The organism is Photorhabdus sp. RM71S, from assembly GCF_042879355.1.
Lineage (GTDB): Bacteria > Pseudomonadota > Gammaproteobacteria > Enterobacterales > Enterobacteriaceae > Photorhabdus > Photorhabdus kayaii.
Genome location: NZ_JBHFKV010000019.1, coordinates 29,556 through 51,049, shown reverse-complemented (window position 1 = coordinate 51,049; position 21,494 = coordinate 29,556). Strand labels below are relative to the sequence as shown.

At 41.1% G+C, this 21,494-nt stretch carries 23 protein-coding genes and 1 pseudogene; 10 read left to right on the top strand and 14 right to left on the bottom strand.

Annotation, left to right across the window (positions count from 1 at the left end):
* The first annotated feature begins 182 nt into the window (after positions 1 to 182).
* From fruB to ACGF5R_RS11970, 9 genes are all read left to right on the top strand, one after another.
* Positions 183 to 1,310 (top strand): fused PTS fructose transporter subunit IIA/HPr protein, encoded by a 1,128-nt coding sequence (fruB, locus tag ACGF5R_RS12010; RefSeq protein WP_112876920.1) that lies wholly within the window; start codon positions 183 to 185, stop codon positions 1,308 to 1,310.
* A 72-nt stretch (positions 1,311 to 1,382) separates the two neighbouring features.
* Positions 1,383 to 3,050, top strand: a complete 1,668-nt coding sequence (gene fruA, locus ACGF5R_RS12005) for a PTS fructose transporter subunit IIBC (RefSeq protein ID WP_387691008.1) — start codon at positions 1,383 to 1,385, stop codon at positions 3,048 to 3,050.
* Positions 3,051 to 3,202: 152 nt separating this feature from the next.
* A complete protein-coding gene (yhfZ, locus tag ACGF5R_RS12000) occupies positions 3,203 to 4,108 on the top strand; it encodes a GntR family transcriptional regulator YhfZ (RefSeq protein WP_112876922.1) in 906 nt (301 codons plus the stop codon).
* A gap of 23 nt (positions 4,109 to 4,131) precedes the next feature.
* Positions 4,132 to 4,488, top strand: coding sequence for a PRD domain-containing protein (locus ACGF5R_RS11995; protein WP_112876923.1), 357 nt, complete (start codon positions 4,132 to 4,134; stop codon positions 4,486 to 4,488).
* Between the two features lie 116 nt (positions 4,489 to 4,604).
* Positions 4,605 to 5,783, top strand: coding sequence for a YhfX family PLP-dependent enzyme (locus tag ACGF5R_RS11990; protein WP_112876924.1), 1,179 nt, complete (start codon positions 4,605 to 4,607; stop codon positions 5,781 to 5,783).
* 43 nt (positions 5,784 to 5,826) lie between these two features.
* A complete protein-coding gene (locus ACGF5R_RS11985; protein WP_112877007.1) occupies positions 5,827 to 6,717 on the top strand; it encodes a phosphotriesterase-related protein in 891 nt (296 codons plus the stop codon).
* A gap of 11 nt (positions 6,718 to 6,728) precedes the next feature.
* Positions 6,729 to 7,088, top strand: a complete 360-nt coding sequence (locus ACGF5R_RS11980) for a DUF2620 domain-containing protein (RefSeq protein WP_112876925.1) — start codon at positions 6,729 to 6,731, stop codon at positions 7,086 to 7,088.
* A gap of 10 nt (positions 7,089 to 7,098) precedes the next feature.
* The gene (locus ACGF5R_RS11975) at positions 7,099 to 8,454 is read left to right on the top strand and encodes a YhfT family protein (protein WP_112876926.1); all 1,356 of its coding nucleotides are present in this window, start codon (positions 7,099 to 7,101) and stop codon (positions 8,452 to 8,454) included.
* Between the two features lie 208 nt (positions 8,455 to 8,662).
* Positions 8,663 to 9,799, top strand: coding sequence for an aminotransferase class V-fold PLP-dependent enzyme (locus tag ACGF5R_RS11970; RefSeq protein ID WP_262981058.1), 1,137 nt, complete (start codon positions 8,663 to 8,665; stop codon positions 9,797 to 9,799).
* A 289-nt stretch (positions 9,800 to 10,088) separates the two neighbouring features.
* Here the strand turns inward: ACGF5R_RS11970 and ACGF5R_RS11965 are convergent, their stop codons facing one another.
* The 14 genes from ACGF5R_RS11965 to ACGF5R_RS11900 all read right to left on the bottom strand — a co-directional run bounded on the left by ACGF5R_RS11965 (position 10,089) and on the right by ACGF5R_RS11900 (position 19,514).
* Positions 10,089 to 10,784, bottom strand: coding sequence for a PAS domain-containing protein (locus ACGF5R_RS11965; protein WP_112876928.1), 696 nt, complete (start codon positions 10,782 to 10,784; stop codon positions 10,089 to 10,091).
* Positions 10,785 to 10,931: 147 nt separating this feature from the next.
* Complete coding sequence (locus tag ACGF5R_RS11960; protein ID WP_387691005.1) at positions 10,932 to 11,603, bottom strand: helix-turn-helix transcriptional regulator; 672 nt, start codon at positions 11,601 to 11,603, stop codon at positions 10,932 to 10,934.
* Positions 11,604 to 11,630: 27 nt separating this feature from the next.
* The gene (locus ACGF5R_RS11955) at positions 11,631 to 12,311 is read right to left on the bottom strand and encodes a helix-turn-helix transcriptional regulator (protein ID WP_387691003.1); all 681 of its coding nucleotides are present in this window, start codon (positions 12,309 to 12,311) and stop codon (positions 11,631 to 11,633) included.
* Positions 12,312 to 12,340: 29 nt separating this feature from the next.
* Entirely contained in the window at positions 12,341 to 13,021 is a 681-nt protein-coding gene (locus ACGF5R_RS11950) for a helix-turn-helix transcriptional regulator (protein ID WP_387691001.1), read from the bottom strand.
* Positions 13,022 to 13,050: 29 nt separating this feature from the next.
* Complete coding sequence (locus tag ACGF5R_RS11945; RefSeq protein WP_387690999.1) at positions 13,051 to 13,731, bottom strand: helix-turn-helix transcriptional regulator; 681 nt, start codon at positions 13,729 to 13,731, stop codon at positions 13,051 to 13,053.
* Positions 13,732 to 13,760: 29 nt separating this feature from the next.
* Positions 13,761 to 14,441 (bottom strand): helix-turn-helix transcriptional regulator, encoded by a 681-nt coding sequence (locus tag ACGF5R_RS11940; RefSeq protein ID WP_387690997.1) that lies wholly within the window; start codon positions 14,439 to 14,441, stop codon positions 13,761 to 13,763.
* A gap of 30 nt (positions 14,442 to 14,471) precedes the next feature.
* On the bottom strand, positions 14,472 to 15,152 hold the full coding sequence (locus tag ACGF5R_RS11935) for a PAS and helix-turn-helix domain-containing protein (protein ID WP_262981056.1): 681 nt from the start codon (positions 15,150 to 15,152) through the stop codon (positions 14,472 to 14,474).
* Positions 15,153 to 15,181: 29 nt separating this feature from the next.
* Complete coding sequence (locus ACGF5R_RS11930) at positions 15,182 to 15,862, bottom strand: PAS and helix-turn-helix domain-containing protein (RefSeq protein WP_262981055.1); 681 nt, start codon at positions 15,860 to 15,862, stop codon at positions 15,182 to 15,184.
* 76 nt (positions 15,863 to 15,938) lie between these two features.
* Positions 15,939 to 16,121 (bottom strand): hypothetical protein, encoded by a 183-nt coding sequence (locus ACGF5R_RS11925; RefSeq protein WP_339366762.1) that lies wholly within the window; start codon positions 16,119 to 16,121, stop codon positions 15,939 to 15,941.
* A 30-nt stretch (positions 16,122 to 16,151) separates the two neighbouring features.
* Positions 16,152 to 16,835 carry a PAS and helix-turn-helix domain-containing protein gene (locus ACGF5R_RS11920; protein WP_112876935.1) on the bottom strand — a complete coding sequence of 228 codons (684 nt, stop codon included), beginning with the start codon at positions 16,833 to 16,835 and terminating at the stop codon, positions 16,152 to 16,154.
* Between the two features lie 287 nt (positions 16,836 to 17,122).
* A complete protein-coding gene (locus ACGF5R_RS11915; protein WP_112876936.1) occupies positions 17,123 to 17,803 on the bottom strand; it encodes a PAS and helix-turn-helix domain-containing protein in 681 nt (226 codons plus the stop codon).
* 48 nt (positions 17,804 to 17,851) lie between these two features.
* Positions 17,852 to 18,061, bottom strand: coding sequence for a hypothetical protein (locus tag ACGF5R_RS11910; RefSeq protein ID WP_387690995.1), 210 nt, complete (start codon positions 18,059 to 18,061; stop codon positions 17,852 to 17,854).
* Between the two features lie 29 nt (positions 18,062 to 18,090).
* Positions 18,091 to 18,771: a PAS and helix-turn-helix domain-containing protein gene (locus tag ACGF5R_RS11905; protein WP_112876937.1), complete on the bottom strand. Its 681-nt coding sequence runs from the start codon at positions 18,769 to 18,771 to the stop codon at positions 18,091 to 18,093.
* Between the two features lie 50 nt (positions 18,772 to 18,821).
* The gene (locus ACGF5R_RS11900) at positions 18,822 to 19,514 is read right to left on the bottom strand and encodes a PAS domain-containing protein (protein WP_112876938.1); all 693 of its coding nucleotides are present in this window, start codon (positions 19,512 to 19,514) and stop codon (positions 18,822 to 18,824) included.
* A 932-nt stretch (positions 19,515 to 20,446) separates the two neighbouring features.
* On the opposite strand from ACGF5R_RS11900, the pseudogene ACGF5R_RS11895 reads away from it, so the two are divergent.
* A pseudogene (locus ACGF5R_RS11895) lies at positions 20,447 to 21,462 on the top strand (PAAR domain-containing protein); the annotation flags it as partial.
* Positions 21,463 to 21,494 lie beyond the last annotated feature (32 nt).

Sequence of the window (21,494 nt, the reverse complement as noted above, 5' to 3'; positions counted from 1 at the left end):
AATGTGAGTAATCTCAAAAAATTGCGATTTTATTTCACATAAGTATTGAATGAAAATTAGTCATGTCCCACACTCGTTGAAACGTTTCAGTTTTTTATCTCTTTTTTCTTTTATTGGACTTAATGCTTTTTTCTCTACGTATAAACTGAAACGATTCTATTTTTGGTAATAGGGAGAAAATTATGTTCCAGTTGGCTCTGCAAAATATCCATACTGGCGCAATTGCAACCAGTAAAGAGGATGCCATTCGCCAAGTGGCGGCCATGTTAGCCGCGAGTGGTAACGTCAGTGATGCCTATGTTGACGGCATGTTGCAACGTGAAAAGCAAATTTCCACCTACCTTGGCAACGGTATCGCCATTCCGCATGGCACGCTAGATACCCGTGATCTGGTCATGAAAACCGATGTACAGGTATTTCACTTTTCACAGGGTATTGAATGGGATCAAGGAGCGATGTGTTATGTGGTTATTGGTATCGCCGCGCGTTCCGATGAGCATTTAGCACTACTGCGTCAGTTAACACACTTACTGAGTGATGATCGTATTGCAGAGCAGCTAAAAACGATTGAGTCAGCACAGGCACTGCATAGCTTGCTAATGGGAGAAGTTCAGCAGGCTGAGTTTAAATTCGATACCAGCTTGATCACGTTAGATGTTAATGCCCGCGATCTGATGACATTACAGGCATTGAATGCCGGGCGGTTACAGCAAGTGGGGGCCGTAGATACGACCTTTGTCAGCAAAGTGATTAACAGCAAACCACTGGATCTTGGGCAGGGCATTTGGCTCAGTGATAGCCCCGCCGGTAACTTAACCAGCGCTGTGGCAGTGAGCCGATTATTCACGCGGGATAACGAGCCGGTGGTGATGTTGCTGACGGTTGCGGTTGCTGACGACCAACCGCTAAATGTGTTGCACCACCTAAGTAACTTGCTATTAGCACAAAAAGCGGAATGTTTGCTGAAAGCTGATGCGCCGACAGTGCTGACATTACTGACCAGTGGCGTACTGGCGCAGAGCGCCATATCCAGCGGGGAATTTGTCCTGTGCAACGAACATGGCTTACATACTCGCCCAGGTGCTCTGTTGGTTAATGTTATCCGGCAATTTTCCAGTGAAATTACCATCATCAATCTTGATGGTGCCGGTCAACCGGTAAACGGCCGTAGTCTGATGAAAATCATGGCATTGGGCGCTAAAAAAGGCCATCGGCTTCATGTTACTGCCAATGGTGATGATGCGCAGCAGGCGATAGCGGCCATTGGCGAAGCGATTACTTCCGGTTTGGGGGAGGGGCCGCGAGAGTAGAAATCCCCAATTTGCCGTGATAATGGGGCGCGTCGATCTACAACCCTTTTAGCTAACAGCAGGAGAAGCATAATGAAAATGCTGATTATCGTTGATCCTTCACTCGGACTTGCCGGAAGTTATCTGGTGAAAACAATCCTCAGTGCCGCTGCGGCGGAAAACGGACTGATACTAACAGAAAATCCAGCAGAGGCCGATTTGGTGGTCGTGACCGGCAGTCGCATCCCCACCGATAACACATTGAACGGTAAGCTTGTTTATCTCGGCGACACGGAACAGGCATTGCATGCGCCGAAAAATTTCTTTCAGCAGGCAAAAGCTGACGCGAAGCCGTATCAGATACCGGCAACTGACATCAGTTGTGATACAAAACGGATTGTCGCGGTGACTGCTTGTCCTACAGGGGTAGCGCACACCTTTATGGCCGCGGAGGCCATCGAAACCGAAGCCAAAAAGCGCGGTTGGTGGGTAAAGGTGGAAACGCGCGGCTCAGTAGGTGCGGGCAATGTTATTACGCCGGAAGAGGTGGAAAAAGCGGATCTGGTGCTAGTCGTTGCCGATATTGACGTAGATCTGGCGAAATTTGCCGGAAAACCGATGTACCGTACCTCCACCGGGCTGGCGTTGAAGAAAACAGCGCAAGAATTTGATAGAGCGCTAGCCGAAGCCAGGCTTTTCGAACCGGAAGGGCAAAATGTTAAAACTGACCGGAGGGAAGAGAATACCGGTATCTATCGTCACTTGTTGACGGGCGTCTCTTATATGTTACCGATGGTGGTGGCGGGTGGCCTGTGCATTGCATTGTCATTTGCTTTTGGCATCACTGCATTTAAAGAATCGGGTACATTGGCGGCGGCGTTAATGCAAATCGGTGGTAGCTCAGCTTTTGCTCTGATGGTCCCTGTACTGGCTGGTTACATTGCTTTCTCGATCGCTGATCGCCCAGGTCTGACACCCGGTTTAATTGGCGGCATGTTGGCAACTAGCACGAACGCGGGATTTATTGGCGGTATTATTGCGGGTTTCCTCGCCGGTTACGTAGCGAAGTTGCTTAACACCAAAGTGAAATTGCCGCAGAGTATGGCAGCATTGAAACCGATCTTGATCATTCCGCTATTTGCTAGCCTGATCACCGGCCTGATTATGATTTACGTTATTGGTAAACCTGTCGCCGGTATCATGGCGGGGCTAACGTATTGGCTTTCTCATATGGAGACAACCAACGCACTCCTGCTAGGAGCCATTTTAGGCGGGATGATGTGTGCTGATATGGGGGGAGGGATAAACAAAGCTGCCTATGCGTTTGGTGTCGGCTTGCTTAGCTCGCAAACCTACGCGCCAATGGCTGCCATTATGGCTGCGGGGATGGTTCCCCCGCTGGCTATGGGAGTGGCGACACTGATTGCCCGGCAGAAGTTCGATAACGTTCAGCGGGAAAGTGGTAAAGCCGCATTGGTGTTAGGTTTATGTTTTATTTCCGAAGGCGCGATTCCCTTTGCTGTCCGTGATCCGATACGTGTGCTCCCATGTTGTATCGTTGGTGGTGCGGTGACGGGAGCCATCTCTATGGCAATAAGTGCGCAATTAATGGCACCGCACGGTGGCCTGTTTGTGCTGTTGATTCCAGGTGCTATCACACCAATACTGGGTTATTTGATGTCGATTATTGCTGGTACTTTGTTGGCAGGATTGATCTATGCACTGCTTAAGCGTCCAGAAACGACCACAACTAAAACATAAAAACAGAAATTATTAGTTATCAAATTAAAATCATTGAAATTTAAGAAAATTACCTATTTATTCGTGACCTCATTCGCATTTTTGCTATTTTCCGATTGTTATTTGCCTCCTTAAATTGGATATAAATATATTCAAAAAAATGAAGAATTATTATGAGTCATGGGCTGCTTAAAAAAGAGGGGGTTGCACAAGCGTGCCTGGCACGTTATCTGCTAGGTGAGCGCTGTGGTAATCGGTTGAAAACGATTGAAGAGCTGTCATCTGACTATGGGTTATCTGTTGGGTTAGTTCAGTTTGCATTAAAAAAACTGGAGAGTTCTGGTGCGGTTTATGTGGAACGACGGGGGCGCAATGGTAGCTATTTGGTCAGTATGGATCACAAAGCACTGTTAGCCCATGCTGATATTAGTAACGTGGTTTGTGCAATGCCGCTGCCTTATACCCGATTGTATGAGGGGCTGGCAAGCGGTCTGAAAGCGCAATTTGAGGGCATTCCATTTTACTTCGCCCACATGAGAGGTTCAGATGCTAGGGTGGAATGCTTGCGTAAGGGTATTTATGACTTGGCGGTGGTATCACATTTGGCGGCGCAAACTTATTTGGAACAAGGTGATGTTTGTACTGTACTTGAATTGGGACCACATACCTATGTTGGTGCACACCAACTGATTTATCGCAAAGGAGGTGAACATAATATCCGTCGTGTTGGGCTGGATCATCGTTCTGCCGACCAGAAAATCATGACTGAAGTGTACTTTGCCGGGCAGGATATCACGTTGGTGGATATTTCTTACCACGAGAGCCTGTATAAGGTAGCGAAAGGTGACATTGATGCCGTGATCTGGAACGTCAGCAGAGAAGTTGAACTCAGTTCCAGGGAGCTTATTGCAGTACCGCTCCATGGAAGTGCATGTTTTATCCGAGCCTCTGAAGCGGTGATTTTAACCAGAGCTGATGACATTCTGATGCAACAACTTTTACGTACGATGGTAAATACAACAGAGTTATTAGTTCATCAACAACGTGTACTGGCAGGTCAGCAGGACCCAAGCTATTAATTTGGCATAGATGGCGTTAACGAATGGAAAATCGACTGAATTTGCTCTATCAGGGAAATGTCATTGATCAGGATATTCATGATGGCATGTTACAAGTTGTGGCTCAGCTTGAAAACGATTGGGAAATTCCTGTCAGGAATGCGTTAGGAGAAATAGTAATAACACATATGGCCAACGCGTTAATGCGCTCACGCCGGGGAGAACAAATCAGTTCAATGGATACTGAACTGCTGATGGAAGTGCGTCAATCGAGAATCTTTTCTCATTTGCAAGCGATTAATGCTTCGCTATTAGTACATTTTGACGTGCAATTACATCCCTGTGAGGAGGGGTATCTGCTGGCAAACTTGTTTAGCCTTTGGGCGGCAAAGGGGCAGTGATAACACGACAACAGAGATGAAGGATTTTTTTTCCATCAAATATTCAAAAAAATGATGATTTAACATCTAACTTATTGCAGTGGCATTGATCGCCGAAGGAGTACAGGAGGTACAGCATGTTTATACATGCGCTGAACAAACAAAATCCGGCACTGATTGAGGCAGCTCAGACATTATGGGCGCGAGGGGTCTTACTGCCTGATACTTATGTTATTGACGTTGATCAGGTTTTAGAAAATGCCAGACGATTGCTTGCGGTAGCGGAGCATTATGGTATTGCTCTCTATCTGATGACCAAACAGGTTGGGCGTAACCCTTGGTTGGCTCGTAAACTGATGGAACTGGGTTATCAGGGTGTCACCGCAGTGGATTTTAAAGAGGCCAGAGTCTTGATGAGTGGGAAAATCCCGGTGACTCATGCAGGCCATCTGGTACAGATCCCTCGTAATATGGTCTCCTCAGTGATGCAGCAACATCCGGAAGTGATCACAGTATATTCTTTAGAAAAAGCGGAGGAAATTTCCAGTTTGGCGCAGCATGAGGGAAATGTGCAACGCATTATGCTGAAAATCTATGATGATCATGATCATTTATATCCAGGTCAGGAAGCGGGTTTTCACTTGTCGAAATTGCGCACCATCGTTCAGCGCATCATGGCAATGCCCGGTGTAAAACTGACGGGGTTGACACATTTTCCTTGCTTGTTGTGGCAAGAGGATCAGCAGCAGACACTGCCAGCGCCAAACTTATTTACTTTACTGAAAGCAACAGACATTTTACGACAAACTGGGATTGAGGTGACGCAGATAAATGCGCCGTCGGCGTCAAGCTGTAGCACACTGCCGCTATTGGCAAAGTATGGCGTTACCCATACCGAGCCTGGACATGCGCTAACAGGAACAATCCTTGCCAATTTTCGGGGAGAGCAGCCAGAGCGCATCGCTATGCTCTATCTGACGGAAATATCCCACCGATTTAACGGTAACAGTTACTGCTATGGGGGCGGTTATTACCGTCGTGGACGGGCGCATAACGCGCTGATATTCCTGCCAAACGGCCAGATTACCGCCACGCACCTGTTACCGATGGATGACACCAGCATTGATTACCATTTTCCTCTGAGCGGTGAATTTCCGGTCGGCTGTGTTGTCGTGCTGTGCTTTCGCACCCAGATATTTGCTACTCGCAGTGATGTGGCGTTGGTTAGCGGTATCCAGTCAGGGCATCCGGTCTTGGAAGGGCTTTATGACAGCCAGGGAAACCCTATCCCGATTAATGGAGAAAATGGCCTGTGAACAGACGCAGTTTTACTCTCTTCGTCTGAGGACTCTCTTACTCATGACCCAGAAAAACAGAATTGATGCATCTGGCTATACCTATGCACATGAGCACCTGCATCTCGATTTATCGTCATTTAAAAACAGCATTGACTGCCGGCTGGATCAGTACGACCTGATTTGTGAAGAGATGAAAACGCTGGTCAGCCTGGGTGTACACAATATTGTGGAGATGACCAATCGTTACATGGGACGTAACCCACAGTTTATGCTGGATTTGATGCGGGACTCCGGCATTAATGTAATAGTTTCAACTGGCTATTACCAATCTGCCTTTTTTCCTGAACATGTAGCACATACCACAGCTCGACAACTGGCGGATGAAATGATCGCTGAGATTGAACAGGGTATCGACGCTACGACGCTGAAAGCCGGAGTCATTGGGGAAATTGGTTCCAGCAAGGGGGTAATTACGCCTGATGAAGAGAAAGTATTTTATGCTGCGGCGATAGCCCATTTGGAGACCGGGCGTCCTGTTTCGACCCATACGACATTAAGCACAATGGGTCTTGAGCAACTGGCATTACTGAAAAAGCACGGTGTAGATGCTGAACGCGTAGTGATTGGTCACTGTGATCTTAAAGATAATCTGGACAACATCTTGCGCATCATTGAACAGGGGGCCTACATCCAGTTCGACACGATTGGCAAAAACGATTACTACCCGGATGAAAAGCGGATCGCTATGTTACAGACTCTGGCCCAACGTGGCTTGCTTAACCGCGTCATGTTATCGATGGATATTACCCGTCGTTCTCACTTAAAAGCCAATGGTGGCAATGGATTTGCTTATTTAATTACCACCTTTGTGCCGATGCTAAACCGGGCTGGATTAACGCAAACCGATATTGATTTGATGTTACGTGATAACCCAATGCTATTTTTCAACTAAAGGAAAAACATATGAGATTTGTTATTGGAGGACAAATTGAGAAAGAAAAAATTGCTGAAACTTTACGCCGTCTGGCCGGGGATAAAACCTTATCCATTACCGTGATGGGTGACATAGATGCCGCTATGGCGCTTAAGAGTGGTGATGCGGATTACTACTTGGGAGCCTGTAATACCGGTGGAGGCGCTTTGGCAATGGCAATTGCGATTGTTGGTATTGACAAATGCGCCACCATCAGTATGCCAGGGAAGATCCTGCCTGATGAAGAAATTATTGCCCATGTTAACGCCGGGAAAACGGCATTTGGTTTTACTGGTCAGGATATAGACGCGGTTATTCCGGTGGTTATCAAGGCTATTCTTTCTTCATGAGGACAGGAAAATGGAATATGAATTTTTCACTCGCTTAATGGAAATTGATCCGTTTAAAGCGGGTTTGTTAGCGGTGATTGGTGGGATATCTGCCATGATGGCTAACCGCGGTATTGCTGTATTTCATGATGGGCTACGTCCTTTAATGCCGGAGCATCTGGAAGGGCGTATGAATCGTAAAACCCTGGCTGCCACCAGTTTTGCCCTAAGTTTTGGGTTGGTTATCGGCTTTGGTATTCCGTTCTCGCTGACCGCCCCGATTATTCTGGTGCATAGCTTATTATTGGGAACCGATGTCATTGGTACCTGGTGTGCAAACAGTAAAAAAGGTTTCATACTTTCCGCTGTCTTGGGAGCGCTATATGCCGTTGCCTTGATGACCGGTTTACGATCTGTTGTCGATATCTTTGCCCATTTGCCGGTTAATTTCATGGGTAACCTGAGTAAAGTTGGCGATCCTATCGTAGCCTGCTTTGCACTGTTTCCTGCGATTGTTGTGGCCTATCAATACGGATATGGCAAAGGAATATGGGTACTGATTGCGACATTGGTGGGATATATCGCGACGAAAGCGGTAGGATCATTGAGTTTTGGTGGGGCTCTGAGCAAACCGGTGCAATTGGATCCTAACGGGATAGCTCTGCTGATATCAATGATTGTGATGTTCTACTTTGCTATGAAACAGCGTGCTCCCAAAGCCGGCGAGGGAGCTGCTCCGGCTAAAGGTGCGAATGAGACGCTGGTTGGACTATTCTCCACGCGGATACAGCGCATTCAAAATAACATCTGGTTGCTGGTATTAAGTGGTGGTTTGACTGCGGTAGCGGCTTCGATGTCACTCAGTCTGCTGGCGGAAGGTCCGGTATCACTGCAACTGATGGCGCAGGGGGAAGGGGCTAACGCCATGTTGGTGGCGCTTGCCAGAGCGATCAGCTTTGTGCCGTTAGTCGGTATGACAGCCATTGCGACTGGGGTTTATAGCCCGGTCGGCATGAAGTTCGTGTTTGTCGCCGGGTTAGTCACCAATAATCTGTGGATTGCCTTCATTGCCGGTAGTTTGATTATGTTTATAGAAATCAAACTGCTGGCGAGAATTGCTATCTGGTTGGATAAATATCCCGGAGTCAAAGCTTGTGGTGAGCATATTCGTACTGTTATTACCCGCATGTTAGAAGTTGCCTTATTGGTGGGGGGAATGATGGCTGCCAACGCCATTCTGCCGGGCATGGGATTTATGGTGGTGGCGGGTATTTATCTACTCAACCGTACGGCTAAACGTCCTTTGGTTGAAATGGCGATTGGGCCGATTGCAACGATTGTGGTTGGTGTGCTAGCTAACGTCATCTATCTGTTGGGCATCAGCTAATTGAATATACCCGTCATCTTTCAAGCTGCCTCTTTGTTGGCGGCACTTACTCACCCCGGTCACATAGTTCTCTATGCTTCCGGGGATTTGCTCCCTTGCCGTCGTGATGCATCTTGAAATCCATAGGGTATAAATTTCCCCCTTTATTTTGTGATGATAAAAATAGAGGGGAAGCACGAGAAAATAGATTAATGCGGGAGAGCCGATATTGAACACCTATCCATTACCTAGTCTGAATATGGAGCAGGCGCAGCACAAGCAGTTTCGTTTAGTTGATATTATCTGCCGCTATTTTCCAGGTGCGGATTTTCTCACTACAGGAGATTTAGGGCTGGTGCCGGGATTGAACCGGCCACAGATAACGCAACGCGTTGAACAGGTCATTGCCGATTTCTTTTCTGCTGAGGCTGCTGTGTTAGTACAAGGGGCGGGAACTGGGGCAATACGTTGTGGGTTGTCGGCATTACTTAATGCGGGCGATAGCCTGCTGATTCATGATGCGCCGTTATATCCTTCGACAGCGGTTACTGCCGAGCAAATGGGCTTGCATCTGGTGCGGGCCGATTTCAATCAATCCGAACAAATACGGGCTGCGATTTTGCAACATTTACCGGTCGCGGGGTTGGTACAACACACGCGGCAGAAAATTGATGATGCTTATGAGCTGGCAGACGTTATATCACTGTTGAATGCTGCATCACTACCGGTTCTGGTTGACGATAACTATGCTGCCATGAAAGTGGAACGTATCGGTTGTGAATGGGGGGCTATGTTATCGGCTTTCTCCAGCTTTAAACTGTTTGGCCCGCAAGGTATCGGTGTTGTGGTAGGTCAACAAGCGGCAATAGAGCGCATCCGGCGTAGTATGTATTCCGGTGGCAGTCAAGTACAGGGATTTCAGGCATTGGAAGTATTGCGTGGATTAGTATTTGCTCCGGTGATGCATGCTGTGCAGGCACAGGTGAGTGAAACATTAGTGGCCCGGCTTAATCAGGGAATCATACCGCAGGTGAAACAGGCGTTTATCGCCAATGCACAATCGAAAGTATTGCTGGTGGAGTTTTATGATGAGATTGCCGAACAGGTACTTCATGTTGCTCATAAGCTTGGTGCACTGCCATATCCGGTGGGCGCTGAATCAAAGTTTGACATTCCGCCACTGTTTTACCGGTTATCTGGTACATTCCGTCAATCTGATCCCACGTTAGAGAGACGGATGATAAGGATAAATCCTAATCGAAGTGGTGCGGAGACAGTAATAAGGCTCCTGAGTCAAAGCTGTGCACAGGCCGCTTCCTTGCTACACCCTCAACCACTCCCGATATACCGCTTTCCATCAGTATGAGAGGCAGACAACAAGCCCGTTCTTGGGTCTCGTTTTCATTTTGCCGGCGCGTGTGACGATGCTCGAAGTTGTGAAACACTATACGGGACTAACGTCCCGTCGAAACTCCCTTCCCGCCTTGTGTCGGCGAGAGTACCCTCTTAAAGGAAAAGATGGGGAAATCGATATCAAGGCTCAAGGCTTATAAATCCTGAATTAATGTAAAGGTCGGCGATGTCATTAATTGTATCCCTAATTATTACCTGAATGGTTAATAGAATTATTAATAATTAACAGTAAAATCGATTATTTATAATATAAAATGACCTATTGATAGAAAATACCTTGGTGGAACATAGAGATCATACCCCTTTTCTTTGCAAAGTAATCGTAACTCAGTCAATGAGCTGACGGATAGTTTTTGGTAAATACTTTCAAAATGTTTTTCCACCGTGTGGCATGAAACATTCATTTCAATGGATGTTTCATTATTATTCATACCGCAGCAAAATAGAAAAATAACCATCCACTCTTTCTCATTTAACAAATCATTAGGTGGTCTGAGACTGGCTGACGTTGGTATATTGTCTTTAATATAATGATAAACCGTAAAGTGCTCTAATTCTCTGGCGTGAGAGATAATGCCAATACAGTGATTATCCTCACCCATCAATGGATATTTTTCGCAAAAATAGGATTTAGGTGGCCGACCATTACCTTGAGGATAAGTGCCGACAGAGCATACTTTCTGCATGCATTCTAAGACCCTGCGATCATGTTCTTTAAAGTGATGAGCAAAACCATTAACAGGTATTGGTAATTCGTCAACGGTATACCCTATGATATTAAAGTTTTCCGGTAACTTAATGACTTTAATAAACTTGGTATTTGCATAAATAAAGCGGGATTCCTTATCTTTTACAAACCAAGGATCTGGGCTTCTGTCCCATATATGTGTTAATTGCCGAGTAATAAAAGGGACTTCTTTAAATCCTGATTTATTCATAAATATCCTTTAAGATAATTATTGCTTTTTTGAATTATTGAATGTAAATATATCATTGAAAGCAAAGCATATTTCCATAGGGTTGTCTATTTTATCAATAAATAACTAACAAAGGTAGTATGTAGAAACTGGGAAATAATACGTAATCTAAGACAATAAAAACCTTTCTGGGATATAGTGATCAAAATTATTGGCTCGACAATACTCTTCCAACTGTTGACTGGAGTAAATCCCGATTTTACGATATATCCTTGACATATGTTCCTCAACCTCATGATAGGCGATATTCAATATTTTCCCAATCTGTTTTTTGGGCTGTTTCTGTAAGAAGAGAAAGATAATATCCCACTCCCGATGAGTAAAAAGATCGGAGGGGGGTTGGAGTAGCATGGATGACGGTAATTTATCATAATATTGATGTAGGTAGGTCAATGAATACTCTTTAGCCTTCCACATATGGTACATAACTCCCATACAATTACCATTGTCATGATAAAGAGGCAACTTTTCACAAAAATAGGATGACAAAATTTGCTCTTGCCCAAAAACATGGGTTTCAAGTGAACAGACTCTTTCGCCTTTAACCATGACATTTTTATCGTGGAGAATAAACTCATTGGCGAATTCAGCACCATCCCAGGGCAGTTCATGATCATAAAGCCCTTCATAATCAAATGACTCTTTAAAATTATGAATAAACCTCTTTGTGGCTGAATTACCGTAAATAAAGTTTGAAGAACTATCCTTTATTCCCCACGGTTCATTACTTATTTCCATTGTATTAATAACTTGAGGTGATATTGCATAGTTATTTTTCATATTAACAAAACTCCTTTATTCTAAAGGTTAAAGAAAAACTCTGTTTTTTGGATGGATAAATTTTTTGGGCATATAGAGATCATAATCATTGGTGCGACAATATTCTTCCAATTGATAACTAGAATGAACCCCAATTCTTCCATATATTCGTGAGATATGAGTTTCAACCGTACGATAAGAAATATTTAACATTCTACCAATTTGCTTGCTGGTATACTTGTGTAACATCAGGAAAATAACATCCCATTCCCGTTGAGTAAAGCGATCGGTCGGTGGTTGAAATAATATAGACGCCGGGAGTTTTCCATGAAATAGGCGAGTGAATGAGAAATCTTGGGCTTGCCAACCATGATATATAATGCCTACACAGCTTCCGTCTTCATGATAAAGAGGATATTTTGCAAAAAAGTAGGATGATAGAATTTGTTCTTTTCCATGTATATGTGTCTCAAGTGAACATATTCTTTTTTCCTGTTCTACCACTTTTTTGTCATGGGCCATGTATTCTTTGGCAAATTCGGCGCCATCCCAGGGCAATTCATGCTCATAAAGCCCTTCATAGTCAAAAGAGCTTGAAATATTTTGAAGACGTTTACATGCCTGATTGACATAAATATAGCGTGTATTTTCATCCTTTATTCCCCATGGCTCATTACTCTGCTCCATTGTATTAATAATCTGAGGGGAGATGACATATTTCTTCTTCATATTAGTGAGAACTCCTTTTAATCTAAGGGTTAAGGGAGCATTCTGCTTCCAGGTTGCACAAATCTTTTTGGCACATAGAGATCATAATCATTGGTGCGACAATATTCTTCTAATTGACGACTAGAATGAAGACCCATTCGTTTACATATGCGTGAGATATGGTTTTCAACCGTACGGTAGGAAATATTTAACATCATACCGATTTGCTTATTGGTATATTTGTGTAACATCAGGAAAATAACATCCCATTCCCGTTGGGTAAAAAGATCAGTCGGTGGTTGGAACATAATATTGGCTGGCAATTTTCCACGAAATAGCCGGGTGAATGAAAAATCCTGAACTTGCCAACCATGATATATTGTTCCTATACAGCTTCCGTCTTCATGATAGAGAGGGTATTTTTCAAAGAAGTAAGACGATATAATTTGTTCTTTAAAAAATTTATGTGTTACAAGTGAACATATTCGCTCTTCTTTTTCCATTACTATTTTATCATTGGTCATGTACTCTTCAGAAAATTCAGCACCATCCCAGGGAAGATCATAATCATAAAGACCCTCATAATCAAAGGAACGTGAAATATTTTGAACGCGATTACATGCTTGATTAGCATAAATAAAGCATGAGTTTTTATCTTTTATTCCCCAAGGCTCATTACTCTGCTCCATTGTATTAATAATCTGAGGGGAGATGGCATAGTTCTTCTTCATATTAGTGAGAACTCCTTTTAATCTAAGGGTTAAGGGAGCATTCTGCTTCCAGGTTGCACAAATCTTTTTGGCACATAGAGATCATAATCATTGGTGCGACAATATTCTTCTAATTGACGACTAGAATGAAGACCAATTCGTTTACATATGCGTGAAATATGGTTTTCAACCGTACGGTAGGAAATATTTAACATCATACCGATTTGCTTACTGGTATACTTGTGTAACATCAGGAAAATAACATCCCATTCCCGTTGAGTAAAGCGATCAGTCGGTGGCTGGAACATAATATTGGCTGGCAATTTTCCATGAAATAGCCGGGTGAATGAGAAATCCTGAGCTTGCCAACCATGATATATTGTTCCTATACAGCTTCCGTCTTCATGATAAAAAGGATATTTTTCAAAAAAATAGGATGACAGAATTTGTTCTTTTCCATGTACATGTGTTATGAGTGAACACATCCTTTCTTCTTTTTCCATTACTATCTTATCATGAATCATATATTCTTTAGCAAATTCGGCCCCATCCCAAGGAAGGTCATAATCATAAAGCCCCTCATAATCAAAAGAGCTTGAAATATTTTGAACATGTTTACATGCTTGATTAGCATAAATAAAGCATGAGTTTTTATCTTTTATTCCCCAAGGCTCATTACTCTGCTCCATTGTATTAATAACCTGAGGTGATATTGCATAGTTCTTCTTCATATCAGTGAGAACTCCTTTTAATCTAAGAATTAAGGAAACATTCTGCTTTCTGGATGCACAAACCTTTCTGGCACATAGAGATCATAATCATTGGTGCGACAATATTCTTCTAATTGACGACTAGAATGAAGACCAAGTCGTTTATATATGCGTGAGATATGGGTTTCAACCGTACGGTAGGAAATATTTAACATCCTACCGATTTGCTTACTGGTATATTTGTGTAATAGGAGGAAAATAACATCCCATTCCCGTTGGGTAAAGAGATCAGTCGGTGGTTGGAACATAATATTGGCTGGCAATTTTCCATGAAATAGCCGGGTGAATGAGAAATCCTGAACTTGCCAACCATGATATATTGTTCCTATACAGCTTCCGTCTTCATGATAGAGAGGGTATTTTTCAAAGAAGTAAGACGACAGAATTTGCTCTTTGAAGAATTTATGTGTTACAAGTGAACATATTCTTTCTTCTTTTTCCATTACTATTTTATCATTGGTCATGTACTCTTCAGCAAATTCAGCTCCATCCCAGGGAAGATCATAATCATAAAGCCCCTCATAATCAAAGGAACGTGAAATATTTTGAACGCGATAATTAGCTTGATTAGCATAAATAAAGCATGAGTTTTTATCTTTTATTCCCCAAGGCTCATTACTCTGCTCCATTGTATTAATAATCTGAGGGGAGATGGCATAGTTCTTCTTCATATTAGTGAGAACTCCTTTTTAATCTAAGGGTTAAAGAAACATTCTGCTTTCTGGATGCACAAATCTTTCTGGTACATAGAGATCATAATCATTGGTGCGACAATATTCTTCCAATTGACGACTAGAATGAAGACCAATTCGTTTACATATGCGTGAGATATGGTTTTCAACCGTACGATAGGAAATATTTAACATTGTACCGATTTGCTTGCTGGTATACTTGTGTAACATAAGGAAAATAACATCCCATTCCCGTTGAGTAAAAAGGTCAGTCGGTGGCTGGAACATAATAGATGCTGGAAGTTTTCCACGAAATAGTCGGGTAAATGAAAAATCCTGAGCTTGCCAACCATGATATATCACGCCCATACAGTTACCATCTTCATGATAGAGAGGATATTTTGCAAGAAAATAGGATGACAGAATTTGTTCTTTTCCGAATAAATGTGTTTCGAGTGAACATATTCTCTTTTCTTGTTCCATGACTTTTTGATCATGAACCATGTATTCTTTGGCAAATTCGGCGCCATCCCAGGGTAATTCATGTTCATAAATCCCTTCATAGTCAAAAGAACTTGAAATATTTTGAAGACGTTTACATGCCTGATTGACATAAATAAAGCATGAGTTTTTATCTTTTATTCCCCAAGGCTCATTACTCTGCTCCATTGTATTAATAATCTGAGGGGAGATGACATAGTTCTTCTTCATATTAGTGATAACTCCTTTTAATCTAAGGATTAAGGAAACATTCTACTTTCTGGATGCACAAACCTTTCTGGTACATAGAGATCATAATCATTAGTGCGACAATATTCTTCTAATTGACGACTAGAATGAAGACCAATTCGTTTATATATGCGTGAGATATGGGTTTCAACCGTACGGTAGGAAATATTTAACATCCTACCGATTTGCTTACTGGTATATTTGTGTAATAGGAGGAAAATAACATCCCATTCCCGTTGGGTAAAGAGATCGGTCGGTGGTTGAAATAATATAGATGCGGGAAGTTTTCCATGAAATAGTCGAGTAATTGAGAAATCTTGGGCTTTCCATGCATGGAGAAAGAGACCGATACATTCATTTTCATCATTATATATTGGATATTTTTCCGAAAAATAAGATGATAGAAATTTATCTTTCCCATATGTATGTGTTTCAAGTGAACATATTCTTTTCTCTTGTTTCATAACATTTTTATCGTGAATAACGAATTCTTTTGCAAATTCAGCCCCGCTCCAAGGGAGTTCAGTATCATATTTCCCTTCATAATCAAATAAATCTGGGAGATTTTGGATTTGTCTGAATGCCAAATTACCAAAAATCCAACATGAGTTTTTGTCTTTGATTGCCCAAGGTTCATTACTTTGCTGCATGGTGTTAATAACTTGAGATGAAATAATTAATTCATTTTCCATGTTATCATTCCTCTTTCTAGCTTTAAAATTAGATTTTTAATCTTATAATCAATTTAACTCACGACTACCTCAAACCCTAGGGTAGTTCATGATCATAAAACCCTTCATAATCAAATAATTGTTTAAAATTATGAATAAATTTTTTTTTAGCTGCATTGCCGTAGATAAAGTTTGAAGAACTATCCTTTATTCCCAACGGGTCATTGTTCATCGCCATTGTATTAATAATCTGAGGTGATATTGCATATTTCTTCTTCATATTAGTGAGAACTCCTTTTTAATCTAAGGGTTAAGGGAGCATTCTGCTTCCAGGTTGCACAAATCTTTTTGGCACATAGAGATCATAATCATTGGTGCGACAATATTCTTCCAATTGACGACTAGAATGAAGACCCATTCGTTTACATATGCGTGAGATATGGTTTTCAACCGTACGGTAGGAAATATTTAACATTGTACCGATTTGCTTACTGGTATATTTGTGTAACATCAAAAAAATAACATCCCATTCCCGTTGAGTAAAGCGATCAGTCGGTGGCTGGAACATAATATTGGCTGGCAATTTTCCATGAAATAGCCGGGTGAATGAGAAATCCTGAGCTTGCCAACCATGATATATTGTTCCTATACAGCTTCCGTCTTCATGATAAAAAGGGTATTTTTCAAAAAAATAAGACGAAAGAATTTGTTCTTTTCCAAATGAACATGTTATAAGTGAACATACTCTTTCTTCTTTTTCTATCACTTTTTGATCATGAGCGATGTACTCTTTGGCGAATTCGGCCCCATCCCAGGGCAATTCATGATCATAAAATCCTTCATAATCAAATGACTCTTTAAAGTTATGAATAAATTTTTTTGTAGCTGAATTACCATAAATAAAACATGAGTTTTTATCTCTTATTCCCCAAGGCTCATTACTTTGCTTCATTGTGTTAATAACTTGAGATGAAATAATTAATTCATTTTCCATGTTATCATTCCTCTTTCTAGCTTTAAAATTAGATTTTTAATCTTATAATCAATTTAACTCACGACTACCCCAAACCCTAGGGTAGTTCATGATCATAAAACCCTTCATAATCAAATAATTGTTTAAAATTATGAATAAATTCTTTTTAGCTATATTGCCGTAGATAAAGTTTGAAGAACTATCCTTTATTCCCAACGGGTCATTGTTCATCGCCATTGTATTAATAATCTGAGGTGATATTGCATAGTTCTTCTTCATATCAGTGAGAACTCCTTTTAATCTAAGAATTAAGGAAACATTCTGCTTTCTGGATGCACAAACCTTTCTGGTACATAGAGATCATAATCATTAGTGCGACAATATTCTTCTAATTGACGACTAGAATGAAGACCCATTCGTTTATATATGCGTGAGATATGGGTTTCAACCGTACGATAGGAAATATTTAACATCCTACCGATTTGTTTACTGGTATATTTGTGTAACATCAGGAAAATAACATCCCATTCCCGTTTAGTAAAAAGATCGGTCGGTGGTTGAAATAATATAGACGCCGGAAGTTTTCCATGAAATAGCCGGGTGAATGAGAAATCCTGGACTTGCCAACCATGAAATATCGTTCCCATACAGCTTCCGTCTTCGTGGTAAAGAGGATATTTTTCACAAAAATAGGATGACAGAATTTGTTCTTTCCCAAATAGATGTGTTTCGAGTGAACATATTCTTTCTTCTTCTTCCATCACTATTTTATCTTGAGTCACGTGTTCTTTAGCAAATTCAGCACCATTCCAAGGAATTTCATAATCGAAAAGCCCTTCATAGTTAAAAGAATTTGAAACATTATGAAGAGATTTTAATGCCAAATTAACATAAATAAGGCATGAATTTTCATCTTTTATTCCCCAAGGATCATTACTCTGTTCCATTGTATTAATAACTTGAGATGAAATAATTAATTCATTTTCCATGTTATCATTCCTCTTTCTAGCCTTAAAATTAGATTTTTAATCTTATAATCAATTTAACTCACGACTACCCCAAACCCTAAGATAGTTCATGATCATAAAACCCTTCATAATCAAATAATTTTTTAAAATTATGAATAAATTTTTTTTAGCTGCATTGCCGTAGATAAAGTCTGAAGAACTATCCTTTATTCCCAACGGGTCATTGTTCATCGCCATTGTATTAATAATCTGAGGAGAGATGACATAGTTCTTCTTCATACTAGTGATAACTCCTTTTAATCTAAGGATTAAGGAAATATTCTGCTTTCTGGATGCACAAACCTTTCTGGTACATAGAGATCATAATCATTGGTGCGACAATAATCTTCTAATTGACGAGTAGAATGAAGACCAAGTCGTTTATATATGCGTGAGATATGGGTTTCAACCGTACGATAGGAAATATTTAACATTCTACCGATTTGCTTACTGGTATATTTATGTAACATCAGAAAAATAACATCCCATTCCCGTTGAGTAAAGAGATCGGTCGGTGGTTGAAACATAATATTGGCTGGCAATTTTCCATGAAATAGCCGGGTGAATGAGAAATCTTGGGCTTGCCAACCATGATATATCGTTCCCATACAGCTTCCGTCTTCATGATAAAGAGGGTATTTTTCAAAAAAATAAGACGAAAGGATTTGTTCTTTTCCAAAAGTATGTGTTAAAAGCAAACATACTCTTTCTTCTTTTTCCATCACCTTTTGATCATGAGCGATGTATTCTTTGGCAAATTCGGCCCCATCCCAAGGTAATTCATCATCATAAAGCCCTTCAAATTCAAATGAACTTGAAAAATTCTTAAGAGATTTTAATGCCAAATTACCATAAATAAAGCATGAGTTTTTATCCTTTATTCCCCACGGGTCATTACTTTTCTTCAATGTATTAATAACTTGAGATGAAATAATTAGTTTATTGTCCATATTATTACCCCTATTTTTCTAACCTTAAAATTAGATTTTTAATTTTATAATCAATTCAATTCCATACTACCTATAGTGACAAATCTTGCGGGAATATAAACGTCAAGTTTATTTTCTTTGCAGAAATCTTTCAATTCTTCGTGTAATGATAAATTGAATTTTTGGTAAATTGACTGAATATGATTAACCACATCTTCGGCACTTATCATTAACTCTTCACCGATTTTCTCTTCATCTAATGAGCGCAGAGTTAGAAAGAGAACTTCCCATTCAGTTTGTGTCAATTTGTCATTAGGGGCGATAAATTCCAACGTTGCCGGAGGGGTTTTATCATAATAGTAAGCAGTAGAAAAGTTTTGGGTTTTGCACATATGAAAAGTGATCCCAATACAATTGCCATCTTCATCACAAAGTGGGTATTTATTACAAAGATAGATTTGCTTAATCTTATATTCTTCAAATGGATGCGTTTCTAGTGAACTAACGCGTTGCATAGTTTGAAGAACTTTTTGATCCTGACGGTGGAATTCTTTTTCATATTCTGCAATAGGTGAGGGTAATTCACCTGTTGTAAGCCCGGTAATATCGAAATCTTCAGGCAAATTGTGTAGTTGATAAAAAGCGGAATTGGCGTAAATAAATCTTGATTGGAGATCTTTGGCCCCCCAAGGTTCATCGCTGTTTTCCCACATATGAATTAATTGTGGGGTGATATTATTAGGTCTGTTTTTTATATGTTGCATTGGTGACTCCTGAACGATTATTTCAGTTGTTATCTGACATGTTTGTTAACTAATTATACTCAAAATTCCTTGGTAATATAATAGAATATAATAACTTGCTCGTCAAAATACATATATTTATTAATTAAGACTTTTATTGTTATATAATGATACTTTTAACATTAACGAATATAACTAAAAATACTATTTTGTATAAAAACATTTTAGTTTACTTACTAAACAGCAAAATTAATGAATAAGCTTTTTAAATCATGAGTAATTAAGTGACGTAGATCAAAAATTTTCTGTCATTAACCAAAGCGTGAGGGAGTGGTTGTTATAACGATGATAGGTAATAGGATGAAAAAGAAGGTGTTATTTTTGGAGCGGAATAATGGCGAAAAAATGGCATTTAATCGGAATAATATTCGATCAATTAAAGAATGCTTTTTAAACGGCGTATGTAGAGCATTGTAATTAGATAAACCATATTTTGGAATTATCAGAATAATCAACTAAATAGAGTTTTCAATCTAAAAACCGAGTTTGAATTTGCCTACTGCGGACAATGGCTATTCTTAAATAAAATTAAGGTTAGGTAAATTCTATAAAATTAAATTATCGAAGAATAATTAAATAAAAAACTTACTTAAAATGGTATAGTCCGAGATATAAAGTTGCATTTCAAGTTCCACTTAGATGTTTGTTACAATCAGGTTCTTACCCCATATCCCGCAGTTTGTATCAATGATTTTCTGCTTTGACAGTGCCGGCGAGGTAACGCCGGAGGTAAAAATTTGACCTGATTTTCATTAACTTCAGAATATTCCTATATTTTTTAACTTAAATTTGTTGCATTATTGATCATCGCTTAACACTTAAGTGGTAATAATATGTCAATGATTTTAGTTAAACCCATGCTTCATGTGGTAAGTCAATGGAAAAGTGAATAGATGGCAATAGGATATTTCCTGCTGGTTGGTGACAAAACCACCTGTGGCGGACAGATTATTACTGGTGACCACACCATGACATTTAATGGACGCGCAACGGCTCGCGAAGGGGATAAGGTTACCTGTGGTAAGCATCCCGGTACTTACATCATTGTCGGTGGTGTATCCGATATGTTTGACATGGGGCGAAAGTTGGCCGGCACACTGGATAGTGTCAGCGCTTTCCCCTGTCGGGCCCGGTTTATTAATTCTGAGATGGACAGCTATGAGAAGCAGGATCAGCCTCGTCAACAAGCGGTAATGGCGGCGCAGAACTTCTCATCACCGGTGAAGGAAGTGAGGGATATTCAGCCCAGTCCTCCACCAGTAACGCAGGAGCTTCCGCCTCCGATCCCGGTATTTGCCAAATCCCGCCAACGGGCCAAAGGTTGTACTGATGCCGGTACGGAGACTGAACCGGCAAATAATTTTGGCAGGATAGCGATATATCAGGTGCCGTCATCTCCTGCGCCGGTCACGGCACAAGAGCCTGAACAGCCTCCACAGGGCAAGAAATACCCGCCAAACCGGATAAGCCGCAGGATAAAAAATTACCGTGGTATAAGCGGTGGTTTAGCGGTAGCAAAGATAAGGCCGAAGCCGCCGTTACCGCTGTGGCCGCCATTGCTCGCGGTGCGATAGCGGACGGTGAAGCATTGGTGATGCGTTACGTTGGTGGTGGCGTTACCAGTGCTGGGCGCTGGCTGGCGGCACCGAATCTGTTGACAGTCGGATTAATGGGACTGTTTTATTCATCGGAGCTAAATCAAGGCGAAGAGGACTATTTAGATCGGTATCACCTGAGTGAAATTGCGGAACGGTCCGGTAAAGCGCCGACTCGTGTTCGCTTTCGTTGGATCAGAGATGAAAAAAGCGGAAGGATGACGGTTCAGGGCTATCACGTTAGCCCGGAAAGTGGTTTGGATAAAGTGCCAGTTCGTATGATGAGATTGAATCCGACTACCGGTAATTATGAATGCACAAACTTAATCAGGAACAGGAGTTATAC

Coding starts and splice junctions, on each gene's coding strand:
- fruB (WP_112876920.1), top strand. CDS start 183: ATGTTCCAGTTGGCTCTGCAAAATATCCATACTGGCGCAATTGCAACC.
- fruA (WP_387691008.1), top strand. CDS start 1,383: ATGAAAATGCTGATTATCGTTGATCCTTCACTCGGACTTGCCGGAAGT.
- yhfZ (WP_112876922.1), top strand. CDS start 3,203: ATGAGTCATGGGCTGCTTAAAAAAGAGGGGGTTGCACAAGCGTGCCTG.
- ACGF5R_RS11995 (WP_112876923.1), top strand. CDS start 4,132: ATGGAAAATCGACTGAATTTGCTCTATCAGGGAAATGTCATTGATCAG.
- ACGF5R_RS11990 (WP_112876924.1), top strand. CDS start 4,605: ATGTTTATACATGCGCTGAACAAACAAAATCCGGCACTGATTGAGGCA.
- ACGF5R_RS11985 (WP_112877007.1), top strand. CDS start 5,827: ATGACCCAGAAAAACAGAATTGATGCATCTGGCTATACCTATGCACAT.
- ACGF5R_RS11980 (WP_112876925.1), top strand. CDS start 6,729: ATGAGATTTGTTATTGGAGGACAAATTGAGAAAGAAAAAATTGCTGAA.
- ACGF5R_RS11975 (WP_112876926.1), top strand. CDS start 7,099: ATGGAATATGAATTTTTCACTCGCTTAATGGAAATTGATCCGTTTAAA.
- ACGF5R_RS11965 (WP_112876928.1), bottom strand. CDS start 10,784: ATGAATAAATCAGGATTTAAAGAAGTCCCTTTTATTACTCGGCAATTA.
- ACGF5R_RS11960 (WP_387691005.1), bottom strand. CDS start 11,603: ATGAAAAATAACTATGCAATATCACCTCAAGTTATTAATACAATGGAA.
- ACGF5R_RS11955 (WP_387691003.1), bottom strand. CDS start 12,311: ATGAAGAAGAAATATGTCATCTCCCCTCAGATTATTAATACAATGGAG.
- ACGF5R_RS11950 (WP_387691001.1), bottom strand. CDS start 13,021: ATGAAGAAGAACTATGCCATCTCCCCTCAGATTATTAATACAATGGAG.
- ACGF5R_RS11945 (WP_387690999.1), bottom strand. CDS start 13,731: ATGAAGAAGAACTATGCAATATCACCTCAGGTTATTAATACAATGGAG.
- ACGF5R_RS11940 (WP_387690997.1), bottom strand. CDS start 14,441: ATGAAGAAGAACTATGCCATCTCCCCTCAGATTATTAATACAATGGAG.
- ACGF5R_RS11935 (WP_262981056.1), bottom strand. CDS start 15,152: ATGAAGAAGAACTATGTCATCTCCCCTCAGATTATTAATACAATGGAG.
- ACGF5R_RS11930 (WP_262981055.1), bottom strand. CDS start 15,862: ATGGAAAATGAATTAATTATTTCATCTCAAGTTATTAACACCATGCAG.
- ACGF5R_RS11925 (WP_339366762.1), bottom strand. CDS start 16,121: ATGAAGAAGAAATATGCAATATCACCTCAGATTATTAATACAATGGCG.
- ACGF5R_RS11920 (WP_112876935.1), bottom strand. CDS start 16,835: ATGGAAAATGAATTAATTATTTCATCTCAAGTTATTAACACAATGAAG.
- ACGF5R_RS11915 (WP_112876936.1), bottom strand. CDS start 17,803: ATGGAAAATGAATTAATTATTTCATCTCAAGTTATTAATACAATGGAA.
- ACGF5R_RS11910 (WP_387690995.1), bottom strand. CDS start 18,061: ATGAAGAAGAACTATGTCATCTCTCCTCAGATTATTAATACAATGGCG.
- ACGF5R_RS11905 (WP_112876937.1), bottom strand. CDS start 18,771: ATGGACAATAAACTAATTATTTCATCTCAAGTTATTAATACATTGAAG.
- ACGF5R_RS11900 (WP_112876938.1), bottom strand. CDS start 19,514: ATGCAACATATAAAAAACAGACCTAATAATATCACCCCACAATTAATT.